This is a genomic window from Halobacillus rhizosphaerae (assembly GCF_046719735.1).
In the GTDB taxonomy this organism is placed as follows: domain Bacteria; phylum Bacillota; class Bacilli; order Bacillales; family Halobacillaceae; genus Halobacillus_B; species Halobacillus_B rhizosphaerae.
In genome coordinates this window covers 182,370-194,839 of sequence record NZ_JAUTWQ010000001.1, presented here as the reverse complement: position 1 = coordinate 194,839, position 12,470 = coordinate 182,370, and the positions used below count along the sequence as shown (strand labels likewise).

Sequence of the window (12,470 nt, the reverse complement as noted above, 5' to 3'; positions counted from 1 at the left end):
AAATTGTCATCACCCCTTCGACAATTTTCTAAAACTCATTAGCAGGAATGAGAATTAAGAAGAGCCTTCAGACAAGTCACTTCCATCTTTTCGTACATTGGAATTCAAATCATCATCGTCATTCTCACCGTAAGGAAACGGATTGTTTTTCCCTGCCCCTTCACTGTAATTATAATCAGGAGCTTCATTTTCCAGAAAATCTAATGATGGATAAAAAAACGCTGAAAAAACAACAGAGAAATCTAATGCTTTTTCCTCGGAAACGGAAGTAAATTCACTGTCAAAACTAATAGAATCCACTGAGAGCAGCCGTGGGCCGGTTGTCAGTTCTCTTAAAAATGAAAGAAAGTCTTGAAAATTAGGTGAGACCACCTCTAAATGATACGTAATCGCTTCTAATCCTTCTGGCAGAATGGAAGGGCTGCTAGTGAGTGCCTGCTGCTCTGTCTCTTTCTTTTTTTCAGAACCCGTTTCATGCTTTGTATTTGCTTCAGATGAACTGGCAGATTCTACGGTGACATTGCGGATTAAACTACCGGAGCTTCCTTCTGCCCTCTCGATTATTAGAAGCAGCTGATCTGGCAGGGGATTTACTGGGATCAACGTTTGTAACTCCCGGGAGGACTTTACGTTCAGGCGTTCCTGCTGGTCATTTTTAACCTTTAACGTGTCCAGTAATGTTTGTTCGGTTGTTAATTCCTCTTGAATCTTCCCAAGCTTCGATTGCTTGGGCACAATCACCGTAGAGTATAAAAACATTCCGGCAGAAACAACGATTAAAACTACGAAAATAGACAGGATCGTTTGAGCTCTAGTCCAACTGAGCCTCATTTGCCATTCCTCTCTTCTGAAATTAGTTCGCGAGTGAGCTCTACGGTATAACTGGCAGAATACTTGGGACGATACTTAAATGGATCTAGGGATGAATTCGATAGTGGTTCCGTAGAAATATTATTTAGATTCACATTGGTTACATAATTTTTCTGGGATAAATGGTTTGTGTAAGCAGCAGCATCTCTAAAAGAATCAAATTTCACTGTCAACTCAATTTGGGAAGAAGTAAAAAGATAGGATGCAAAATACCCGTGGTCTGGCAAGAGAGAAATTAAGTCATTCAGTAAGCGGACAGGCGGTAAGATATTATTTTTCTCTTTCTTCACAGCGGTCTGGAGCTCCATTCGCTGATTTAATTCTTCATTATTCAAGGAATCCTGCAAAACCGATTGCCTTTTCGTCAAATTTACCAACTGTTCCTTGTGAATATCGATTTCACTAGATAACCGACTGTCAAAATACCAGGTACTTGCGGCAAGAAACAAAAGAGCAAGAAGCCCTATCCCAATGATGAAATAGGGCAGTCGATTCGGTTTTTCTTTTTCCTCTAGCAAATTGATATCCATTAACATGAATGTTACACCCCTAACAACCACCTGTTACTCTTTTAAAGAGAGTCCTATTACGTCACAATATCGCGCGGGAAGATTGAATCCAAGTTCTTTTGGTGCAAGGGTCTCAACCGGAACTGTAAACTTGTCCTCAGCTTGCTGGTATAACTCTTCAAAATACGGCCAATCACCACTTAATACAATATTCGTAATGTCAGAATTACCTTTGGTTACAGAAAATTTATAAAAACTCATTATTCTTTCAACTTCAGCCAGCTGGTCAACAACATAGGCATATAAGTCCATTTCTTTTCCTTCAAAAAAGATTCTCGTCTGGTCCTCATATTTTTTGTAGCCCCACTGATCAAGAAGCAGAGTTGACTTCATATGCCTTGAAAACTGGGGAATTTCGTTATGAAATACAGTGAGAACAATGCCGTCAACATTCCATTCAATCAGCATCATATGATCTTTCTGCCGACCTTTATTTAACTTGTGATACAAACGATAGATAGAAAGAGAAGATAGTTCGGCAGCTTTAGGTGTAAGCCGAACTTGAGAAAAACTCTTTTCCAACAGTTCAACTCGTTCCTCAGGGTAGGCCACTAGTAAAATATATGTATCTGCTCCCTCCCGCCGAATCATTCCGAAGTCCAGGACAGGCTGCTCGAAAGGAAGATGCAGACTTTCACCAATTTGCTGATAAAGATACCCTTTTATCTCCTCTTCTTTTAAAGTCCCCGGAACAGTGTGAACTCGGATAATCGCCGATGCATCAGGAACAGTAAAAAAAAGAGAAGCCTTTCTCATTTTGTGTTTCCATAATATATTTTCCACCTGCATTTCGAACCGTCTGGTGTCCTGAATGACTCCCTCTTTAATTAAGTCTTTAGGGAGAAACTCTTCACCGTAAGTTGTCAGCTGCTGAGGAGAAGTATGTGTAGAGAACCCATAACGGATGCAGTGATCCTTAATAACGATGTGCAGGCGTATTTTATTTTTCATTCCAAACAAAGTAAAGCCTCCTGTACTAAAAGAAACTAGTAAGATACCACTCTATTAATAGATGGCCCGAGAAGAGGGCAATTATCGCCCCAAGTACGATAAAAGGACCGAAGGGGATCGGTTGTTTTCGCGACACCTTTCCTGACCAGAGTAGCGAACCACTAGTCAGCGTTCCAATAAGAGTAGCCAGAAAAAAAGTCACAACCAGTAACTTCAGCCCCAGAGCAAACCCGATTAAACCCAATAATTTCATGTCTCCGCCGCCCATACCACCGCGGCTTGCGAGAATAATGAGTGCAGTCCCCGCGATCCCAGCGAATCCTCCAATAAGCGGTGCCCAGAAAGGGGTTAATGGAAATAAAGCTCGGTAGCTGAGCAGGAGGATAAAGAAGAAAAGCAGAACCTTGTCGGGGATGACCATATATGTTAAATCACTAACAATAATAATATGAAACAAAGAAATAAGCAGTAAAGCTAACAACAAGTCAAAGCTCCAGCCATACACCAGGTAGCAAGAAGAGAACATAATCCCAGAGAACAGCTCCATCACCGGATACAGCTTAGAAATATTTCCCCGGCAATGACGGCACCGGCCCGATTGAATCACAAATGAAATCACCGGGATAAGCTCATACCATTGAAGAGACTCTTTGCAGCTGGGGCAATAGGACCGCTGTTCTTTGAATAGCTCCTTGTTAGGAACACGAAGACCTACCACATTGAAAAAGGAGCCTAAAATAAGGCCGTAAATAAATAATCCGCTGGCAATCCACGTATGCATATTGGTTATCTCCTATGTATAATAAATAAGGGTAGGAATAAAGAAATTCATTTCACCGAAAACCCGAACCATAGGTCCGGGTTTTTCGCAATGCAGCTTTAAATAATGCCGCCCTTTCGACACACATACTAAGCTGCAGCTCTATTTTCTAAATATATTAGTGTTAAACTTATGCATTCAACTTAAGAAAAAATTTTATTCTGAAACCTTGGTAACCTTGTCCCTTGCTAAATCCTTTCTTTTTACCAATTCGCTACTAGATCCAATTTGATATTTTGATCCTTTCAAATACACAGAATAAACGACTTTTCCATCTTCACCCTCTTCAACATGAACATGGCTTGAAGAATCATAAGCTTCCCCAGTAGTATCTACCAGACCGTCTTCAATAAATCCTTCTTCTTCCAATCCTTTCTGATTATCACCTGAGCTGTAGACATTGATATCAACTCCGTCTGATACGTCGACGTTATCTGTAGTAACTAATAAACGCGCTCCTTCAATCAACTGCTCTGCATTACTCACCGTGGCATCCTTCTTCGACTTAGCGATCACTCCAGATACACTAGGTACGGCTATAGCAGCGATGATTCCTAAAATCACAATTACGGCGAGAAGCTCAACTAAAGTAAACCCTTTAGCATTTTTTACTTGTTTCAAAAATTTGGTAAACATAGACTCTCTCCATTCACATTTAATTTAAAATAATGCCCTTCTAAATCCCTAAACTGAGTGTGCATGACAGCTGTCTGTTCGTGGTTTCATACAATCTTATGTATCCAGACCAAAAGAACTAATACTAAGGTTGTGATCCCATTCTACTAACTACCCTTATTGTTCACTATAATAAACATTTCAATTTTGTCAACTTACTGTATTTTGTCAAAGATTGCAAACATAGGGATAGCAATTGCGCAGACGATTCCTCCCACTATAATGGCAAGAATGACGATCATGATCGGTTCGATCAATGTTTTAATACGATCTGCCGCTTGCTCAATATCTTGTTCATAAAAATCTGCCGCTTTGTTTAGCATTTGATCGAGGGCCCCTGTTTTTTCTCCTACGACGATCATCTGGGTGACTAAAGAAGGAAATGCCCAGTGGTCGATCATCGGCGCTGCCATCGACTCCCCTTTCTCAAGAGACAGTCTTGTTTGCTGCAGCACGCCTTCGATTACTTTATTACTAACAATTCTTTCCGTAATTTGAACTGCTTCAAGAATGGGGACCGAACTATTGAATAAAGAACTTAGTGTCCTCGTCATCCTGGCTAAGGCCGACTTTTGGATAAGCGTTCCAAAGATAGGCAGCCGCATTTTCAGTTCGTCGATTCGGTAGACTGCAGCAGGGAATTGACGACTGTAACGGTAAGTTAAATAGAGGGCTAATGGAACTAGAAAAAACAGCCACCAGAAGCTGCCAAAAAACTGCCCCATTTGCAAAATTATCCGAGTAAATAATGGAATCTCACTCCCGAATGAAACAAACATATTTGCAAACCTGGGCACAACAAAACTCAGCATAAAAATAACAATCACAAGAGCGATGGCCCCTACCACCATTGGATAAGAAAGGGCAGAAATCACTTTTTGCCTGGTGAGGTGCTGTTTTTCATAATAGTCGGCCATTCTCCCTAAGATTTCGTCGAGATTACCTCCCGCTTCTCCTGCCCTAACCATATTCACAAACATATTAGGGAAGACTTTCCGATGTTTATCCGATGCAAAGGAAAATGCCTGACCCGCTTCAAGATCTAAAGCAATGCTTCGAAGTGTTTGACCCAGATTTTTGCTGCTCGTTTGTTCACTTAATATGTAAGTGGCCTCAACTAAGGAAATTCCTGAGTCAATGAGCGTGGCAAACTGGCGTAAATAGATCACAAAATCCTTATTTTTCACTCCACTTCCAATCGATAGGTCTTTATAAAGAAAACTAGTTAGTTCCTGGATCTGTCGAGGCATAATTCCGGTTTCTTTCAAGTGAATTTCTGCCTCTCTTTTACTTGCCGCTTTAATTCTGCCCTGTTTCATCCTGCCTCGCGTATCTCTGCCTTTATAATCGTAGTAAGCCATTATAAGTCTCTTCTCTCTAAATACGACTGAGCGGCTTCTTCCATTATTACGCCCTGATCTAGCAATTCTTTAATGGACATTTCAAGGGTGTGCATACGATCGGCTTTTGCTGTCTGCATCACATTTTGGATTTGATAGATTTTTTCATTTCTAACCAGATTCTTAATGGCTGATGTATTGATTAACAGCTCGGTAGCTGCCCTCCGTGATTTCCGATCCTTCGTTTGAAACAACCGCTGAGAAAGAATCGCCTGCAATACTGTTGCAAGCTGAACTCTCACTTGAGGCTGTTGAGCAGGCGGGAACACGTCAATCATCCGGTCCATAGTAGAAGCAGCAGAGGTTGTGTGAAGCGTTCCCAAAACCAGATGCCCTGTTTCTGCAGCAGTGATGGCGGTTGATATTGTTTCTAAATCACGCATTTCTCCAACTAAGATAACATCCGGATCCTGACGTAGACAGGCTCTCAGCCCATTTTGAAAATTTTGCGTATCAAATCCAATTTCACGCTGGTCAATAATGCAATAGTTATGAGAATGCAAATATTCGATTGGATCTTCTAAAGTAATTACATGTCTGCGCATATGATGATTCATATAATCGATCATGGCAGCTAATGTCGTGCTCTTTCCGCTCCCCGTCGGTCCCGTGACGAGGACAAGACCCTGTTGGGCCGCTGCAATCGATTTTAAAACTTCAGGCATATGTAATTCCTCTAACGTAGGGATCTCCGTTGGCACGATTCGAATTGCCATTGAAATACAATTCCGCTGATGATAGGCATTTATACGAAACCTTGATATACCCGGAATTCCATAGGAAAAATCAATCTCCCCAATCTCCTTAAACTGATTCCAAAGCACCTCAGATAAAATCGCTTTCGCCATCTCCTCCACTTGATCTGGAGTTAGGATTTCTTTCCCGTATTGCTTTAATTCTCCATTCAATCTGAAAATGGGGGCAACGCCTACCGTTAAATGAACATCCGATGCCTCTAACTTGTATGCTGCTGTTAATAAGTGATCAAACCTGTCTTTCATCTCCCATCACCCCTAGCTAATCGTTCTTAGTCACCCTTAAAATCTCTTCTATGGTGGTCAAGCCACGCTTCACCTTCAGTAAACCATCATCCATCAGAAAAATCATTCCCTGTTCCCATGCGTACTTGCGAATATTTGCGATTGCCTGATTATTCAACATCATATTCCGGATTTCATCGTCAACGACAAGGATCTCCTGAATCGCCATTCTTCCTCTATATCCAGTGTTCTGACAATTGCTGCATCCTTTTCCTTTATATACTTTCTCAATTGCTAGGCCGCGCTTTTCAAATAACTCTTGTTCCATTTGTGCCGGTTCTCTCGCTTCTTTACAATCACGGCAAATTTTCCGAACCAGACGCTGAGCTACTATACCTGATAACGATGAAACCACCAGGTATGGCTCTATATCCATATCAATCAGCCGAGGTATCGTAGCGATTGCATTATTGGTATGCAGAGTTGATAAAACTAAATGACCTGTCAGGGAAGCACGAACAGCAATTTCTGCAGTTTCGGAGTCTCTTATTTCTCCAACCATGACGACATCCGGATCCTGTCTTAAAATCGAGCGCAGCCCTCTGGAAAAAGTAAGTCCAGCTGCATGGTTGACCTGTACTTGATTAATCCCCTCAATCTGATACTCCACAGGGTCCTCGATCGTGATAATATTCTGGTTTTCAGTATTTAAGTGATTTAACGAAGCATATAAAGTAGATGACTTTCCAGAGCCCGTTGGACCTGTTATAAGTATCAAACCGGAAGGCATTTCAATCATACCCATATACCGCTGGAAATTTATCTTGTTAAAACCAAGTTCCGATAAACGATTAAGCAAACTGCCTAAATCCAATATCCGTATGACGATTTTCTCTCCAAACACGGTTGGCAGTGTGGAAATTCTTAAATCTACAGGGACAGAGTTAATACTCGTTTTTATACGGCCATCCTGGGGCAATCGATTTTCAGTAATGTTAAGATTTGCCATGATTTTAATTCGTGCGATTAAAGAATTTTGCATCGGTTTGCGAACTGACCTTTCTGTCCTTAACAAACCATCTACGCGGTAACGTATGTAGACCTTTGTTTCCTGCGGATCAATATGGACATCACTCGCTCTCATTTGCACACCCGTCTGCAAAATCTGGTTTACTAGTTTGATAATGGGTGCTTCCTCAGGGTCTATATTCGGTTCCGGATCCTCTGCATCTTTTATATTGTAATATTTATTAATGGTTTGAATAATTTCGTCCTTCTTAGCAATAACAGGAGCGATCTGAAACCCCGTAGAGATCTGCAGGTCATCAATGGTATAGTAATCCATCGGGTCATTCATGGCCATGGTCAGTTGGTTGTCTTCTCTTTTAAGAGGCATCACATGATTACGAACGGCAAAATCTTTAGTTACTAAATTCAGCAAATTCGTGTCTACTGGATAACGGTAAAGCGAAACATGCGGGACTCCTAATTGAAATTCTAATACTTCAATCAGCTGCTGTTCGGTTATCAGTCCACGTTCAAGAAGGGCATCTCCCAGCTTTTGCTGTACTTTCTTACTTGTTAAAGTTTCTTTTATCTCTACTTCTGATACGAGACCTGCATCCTTTAAAATATCGCCGAGTCTTTTCCTCTGCATTCCATTCACCCTCCTTCCTACTTTTGTATAGGGTTCTTATCATACTCGCCTTCCCAGATTGGCGGAAGCTTATGTTTCTTCTCTTCATCCTGAGCATCCCAGGAGTCCGTTGCGCCGCTGCTATTGGATAAACTGCTGGAATCCTGAGAGGAGCTCTTCGCATCCTTACTTGAGAATGCTGAGTTCCCTTCCCCTTCTACACCATGCCGCAATTCTACCCGATCCGTTGGCGGGTAATAATCTGTGGATATTTTTACTTTTTGATCTTTCGTCTCTCTAAAAACCTCCACACTTTTCCCAGGAGATCCTTTTTGCTTCACCTGGATGTCCCCTTCAGGTACAAAGGAGGATAAGTGGATCACGGTCCGTTCAGATATTTCCTTACTTCCTTCGACCACACTATGATAACTATGCTGCAGAGGGTAGCCAGAAATTTCTGCCTCCACAGTCGAACCATTCATGGATAAGGACATAACAAGCGGTGAGGGATTAGGATTAGTAAAGATTAAATCCTGATCATTGTTCCTATCCACACTTGCTTCTCTCCCGTAGTCAGCATAGGAAGGAAGATTTTCACTAATATGACGTTCTTTAATTACTAGATTTGTATCAAGTACAGCTCCGTATAGAACGGTGGCTAATTGGTTTAAAGACCTTTTATCTATAACTGCCGCTGCTTGTTTGATGGACGTAAGCAATGAAAAATCCTGATTAGGTTTAAGCGTTACTTCTTTCCATTCACTTACATAGTCTTGTAACTGTCCTCGATCATTCCTAGTAATGGAGAAACTCGATTGGGTTTCATATAAAGATTTTATGCCTGCAGGAATGAAGTCGTAGATCGAATAAGTAAGAGGACCTTTTTTCAACTGTCCGGCATCAGATAATAATTTTTCTTTTAGTTTTTCCAGCTGTAACTTGCTTTTCACTTCGCCTGATAAATGCTCGGTAAGAGATTGAGCAAAAATAGGATCTAGAGTAACTTGGAGGTTTTGTGTATCCCCATTGCTTACACTAGCTATCGTCTTCGGGATATGAAATCGAAAATTCTCAGGGCTTATTTCTACAGTCTCTTCAGGTAGAACCAACTGCAGGGATGCCGCCTGTTTCCAATTGTTCACCTGCTTGTTTAAAAGAATCTTAGACTGATCCTCTGTCAATCCTTCAATTATTTCTCCGCTAACGGCAGTGTTGGGGGCAAATTTATGCGCCGCTCCAAATGCAAGCCCCCACCCAAACGCGCCTCCATAAGTAAAGAGCAGCATAAAAACTACCATTCCTATAAATAATCCTGCTCCTTTCAGATCGCTCATTCTATCAGCCGCTCCTTATTGTTCAAAATCTAGTTCAGGAATTTCAAATTCATCCATATCTATTTCAGGTGAATCCTTCTCATGCTGGTATCGATGGACAGTCGCCGTCCGATTAGAAACAAGTTCTAGTTCCTCTTCATACCATTCCTCTTTGTTTACAAGTGGTTCTTTTGCTGCCGCCCTGATAGAAGGTACAAGGGAGAGGTCTTTACGAGCTTTCAGTAATTCGTCTTCTATGTCCTCCTCTGACTCACCTTCCTGCCAACGTTTCTCCAGGTCCGTATTCAAACCCTCAGATGGTAAAGAAACCGTTTGATTTAATGAGGGTTTAACAGCAGCCGCTGGTTCTTTTTCTGCAAGTTTCGGAGTGGTTTCTGCGGCATCCGGAGATTCGGATACTTGATGTCTCTCCTTCATAGTTTCGTTTATTTTCATTGGTGGGGTGATCAGAGAATCTTCCTCTGAAGCTTCTCCTTTTTTATCAATATCAATGACGATTAAACGCGGTCTCACCAGAATATAAGACAAAATCACTATGGCTATTCCCAGTACAATAGACTGCCAGACAGCGAATGATAATGTACTTAGCAGAATCATTAACGCGGATAAAAAGGCCGCAGAACCAAGCAAATATTTACTTCTCCTCGAAAGATCTTTTCCATATGTTTTCATGATTGGAAAAAGCAGCAGCGAAGATATAAGTAAAAAAATTATTTTCATGCAATCGACTCCTTTCGCTAGCTTTCTCCCCAATATAGGGTCTGAATACTATGTAATAGTTATCTCATTGAGGCAGCCCTCACTTAGTACTTTCTTCCGTTTGCGAGAAATCTAAAGTGACTTCACCCTGAAGCAGCTTCTCTCTATCCCCAGCTAAGCCCTTGCTTTCATAATGAATAGTGAGTGTGTGATTTCCCAGGTCATTAGCTAAAGAAGCCGTGACTTGATACGAATGAGTTACTGAGTCTTTACTTTCCATATTCATTACCAGCGGTCTTCCCCATTCTTGCTCGATCGCTTTTTTTACTTCTTTTTGAGTTGAATACTGTGCATTTATTTTTTCGATACTTTGAATCAATAATTCTTTACCCATACCTGCTAAATCTTCTGCCTGCACCGTTTGTTGAGATACAGCTACTTGTTTACCTGTTGAAGTAATTTGAAAAGCAATAACCGTCGTAAGGAGACCCACCACCACAATTACAAATAGCACGAATACAAGCGCCGCTCCATTTTCATTTTTTAAACGGCTCATGAAGACTCTCCAGTTTCAGGAATGTAATGATATGTTTCCGTGATGAATTTTTTAGATCCATCCTTTAATAGTTGAAAGATTTCTATATGCAGTCGTATGACTAAACCAATTTCATTTGTACCTTGACAATACTTTACTACTGGGTAATAGGTTTGATTTTGAGCAGAGGTATAATATAATCGATGAGAATCATCTAATTCCCATTTACCCGACTGCATGACTTCTGACCTGGCATTTTGCTGTTGTATTATGTAATCCAGGTCAAGGGCAGCTGACTGACTGCAATCTGGAATGTTACTGCCCATGTTCTGATAAGTCTCAGTCATGGAACCTGTATAGAACCCAATTTCTTCAGCAAGGTGAATAGCATCCAGTTCATTTTCTACGCGATCGGCAAACAGCAAGTATTTCCCAAAAATAGCAAGAAATATCATGATAACAATACTTAGTAGGGAGAGAGCAGCTAGTATTTCGACTAGAGTCATCCCAGTTTGGTCTTTATACATATCAACACCACTATTATAGATTTAGTTTGAAAGGAGGCGGGTTTTTGAATAAACTCTTAAATAATAAAGGAGTAACGTTAATCGAATTACTAACCGCCCTCGCCCTTTTTGGCATAGTAACAGCGATTACAGTAAGCGTACTTGCCCAGTCCATGCATGCCAGTGGTGCAGTGGAAGACAATGTCCAATTAAAACAGGAAACCAATCTCCTGCTCACAGCAATTCGCGAAAAAGCTAACCAAGGACCGGCAGATATCTGCATGAATTCTCCGACTGAATTAATGATTAACCATGAAAATCTACTCACTTTCGACAATTTCTTAATAAGTAAATTATACATAGAAAACGGTAAAAATACATTAGATGAACCAGAAAATTGTATAAAAATTTCCGCTGAAAGTCCTATATCAGTTGCTATTACAACATCTACGAAGGACAGCACCCCATCACAAAGTTATCAAATATCAACCATTATACCTAGTCAAACGGCGGAGAATCTGGAATTGGCCGGTGGAGATTCTAGTGGGGATAATAACGACGACAACGGGTTACACATCTTCACTTCAAGTGAAGAGTTCGATACGGTCCAGGAAAGTGACGGGCAACCTTATACAGAAGTGCGGCCTAAACCACCAAATTGCAGCTATTCCGAAGCAAGTAAGTTTTACCGGACAACATTTGCGAATTGGGGAGGTGTTTGCGACCGTGCAGATTTCGACAGCAGCGTACTTTCTATAGAAGGAATAACGGTTAGAAATGCTTACTTGAGTATTGGAGAGAATTTTTATAATCGCAGTGATACTACTATTGATAATTCTCGCTTTTCCGTTGCTGGAAATATATTATTTCAGGGGAACTTTACTACTTATGGACAAAAAGATCAGAACACGATCGAGGGTTATAATATATTCTTTAACCAACAGACTAACCTTTATAATGATTTTCTAATTCTAGCGAAAGGAAGTCTGCGCTTTGATCGTTCCACTTCCATAAACTCGAGTGGAACGATCAATAGTGAGGGTTATCTGTTCGCGAATGATCACTTCTTAATTGGAAATACTACCCGCCTGTCTATTAAAAAAGATGCGATTTTTAATAAAAGCTTAAAAGCTTATTCCAATGCAGAATTAACGGTGTCAGGTAACCTGCTGGTCAAAGACTCCCTAGTTATGGAAAACAACAGCAGAATAACTATAGGAAGGAATGCTGTTATTTCCTCTAAGGCGACTGTAAATGGGGCCTCTATGATTAAAGCATACGGAAACATTACATTTGAGGGTCCGGCATACTTTCAAAATCAGACCGTAATCGCTTCCGCTGGCGATATCATCTTTCACAACACCGTAGGATGGAACGACAACGAAAATGAGCTTATCTGCGCAAAAGGGAAAGTCGTCGGCAAAGAACATATTAATGGCCCTCACACTATACGTGAAGGCAGTGAGTGTACATTATTTAATTAGAACAAAAACAG

The 12,470-nt window shown here is 40.9% G+C and carries 13 protein-coding genes; 1 reads left to right on the top strand and 12 read right to left on the bottom strand.

Annotated elements, in window-relative coordinates:
- Positions 1-54 precede the first annotated feature (54 nt).
- The 12 genes from Q7A53_RS00935 to Q7A53_RS00880 all read right to left on the bottom strand — a co-directional run bounded on the left by Q7A53_RS00935 (position 55) and on the right by Q7A53_RS00880 (position 10,996).
- Complete coding sequence (locus tag Q7A53_RS00935; RefSeq protein ID WP_411787231.1) at positions 55-831, bottom strand: hypothetical protein; 777 nt, start codon at positions 829-831, stop codon at positions 55-57.
- On the bottom strand, positions 828-1,406 hold the full coding sequence (locus tag Q7A53_RS00930) for a PilN domain-containing protein (RefSeq protein ID WP_411787230.1): 579 nt from the start codon (positions 1,404-1,406) through the stop codon (positions 828-830). The genes Q7A53_RS00935 and Q7A53_RS00930 overlap by 4 nt, the downstream gene beginning before the upstream one ends.
- A 27-nt stretch (positions 1,407-1,433) precedes the next feature.
- Entirely contained in the window at positions 1,434-2,390 is a 957-nt protein-coding gene (pilM, locus tag Q7A53_RS00925; RefSeq protein WP_411787842.1) for a type IV pilus biogenesis protein PilM, read from the bottom strand.
- 25 nt (positions 2,391-2,415) lie between these two features.
- A complete protein-coding gene (locus Q7A53_RS00920) occupies positions 2,416-3,171 on the bottom strand; it encodes a prepilin peptidase (protein WP_411787229.1) in 756 nt (251 codons plus the stop codon).
- Positions 3,172-3,366: 195 nt separating this feature from the next.
- Positions 3,367-3,846: a type II secretion system protein gene (locus tag Q7A53_RS00915; RefSeq protein WP_411787228.1), complete on the bottom strand. Its 480-nt coding sequence runs from the start codon at positions 3,844-3,846 to the stop codon at positions 3,367-3,369.
- A gap of 194 nt (positions 3,847-4,040) precedes the next feature.
- Positions 4,041-5,246 carry a type II secretion system F family protein gene (locus Q7A53_RS00910; RefSeq protein WP_411787227.1) on the bottom strand — a complete coding sequence of 402 codons (1,206 nt, stop codon included), beginning with the start codon at positions 5,244-5,246 and terminating at the stop codon, positions 4,041-4,043.
- Positions 5,246-6,286: a type IV pilus twitching motility protein PilT gene (locus Q7A53_RS00905; protein WP_411787226.1), complete on the bottom strand. Its 1,041-nt coding sequence runs from the start codon at positions 6,284-6,286 to the stop codon at positions 5,246-5,248. Before Q7A53_RS00905 ends, Q7A53_RS00910 begins: the two co-directional genes overlap by 1 nt.
- A 16-nt stretch (positions 6,287-6,302) precedes the next feature.
- Positions 6,303-7,922 carry a GspE/PulE family protein gene (locus Q7A53_RS00900; protein ID WP_411787225.1) on the bottom strand — a complete coding sequence of 540 codons (1,620 nt, stop codon included), beginning with the start codon at positions 7,920-7,922 and terminating at the stop codon, positions 6,303-6,305.
- A 17-nt stretch (positions 7,923-7,939) separates the two neighbouring features.
- Positions 7,940-9,235, bottom strand: coding sequence for a VanW family protein (locus Q7A53_RS00895; RefSeq protein WP_411787224.1), 1,296 nt, complete (start codon positions 9,233-9,235; stop codon positions 7,940-7,942).
- Between the two features lie 15 nt (positions 9,236-9,250).
- A complete protein-coding gene (locus tag Q7A53_RS00890; RefSeq protein ID WP_411787223.1) occupies positions 9,251-9,955 on the bottom strand; it encodes a hypothetical protein in 705 nt (234 codons plus the stop codon).
- A gap of 79 nt (positions 9,956-10,034) precedes the next feature.
- Positions 10,035-10,490, bottom strand: a complete 456-nt coding sequence (locus Q7A53_RS00885; protein ID WP_411787222.1) for a hypothetical protein — start codon at positions 10,488-10,490, stop codon at positions 10,035-10,037.
- Positions 10,487-10,996, bottom strand: a complete 510-nt coding sequence (locus tag Q7A53_RS00880) for a type IV pilus modification PilV family protein (protein ID WP_411787221.1) — start codon at positions 10,994-10,996, stop codon at positions 10,487-10,489. The genes Q7A53_RS00885 and Q7A53_RS00880 overlap by 4 nt, the downstream gene beginning before the upstream one ends.
- Positions 10,997-11,040: 44 nt before the next feature.
- Here Q7A53_RS00880 and Q7A53_RS00875 point away from each other — a divergent pair, with 44 nt between their 5' ends.
- Positions 11,041-12,459: a pilus assembly FimT family protein gene (locus Q7A53_RS00875; RefSeq protein ID WP_411787220.1), complete on the top strand. Its 1,419-nt coding sequence runs from the start codon at positions 11,041-11,043 to the stop codon at positions 12,457-12,459.
- Positions 12,460-12,470: the final 11 nt, after the last annotated feature.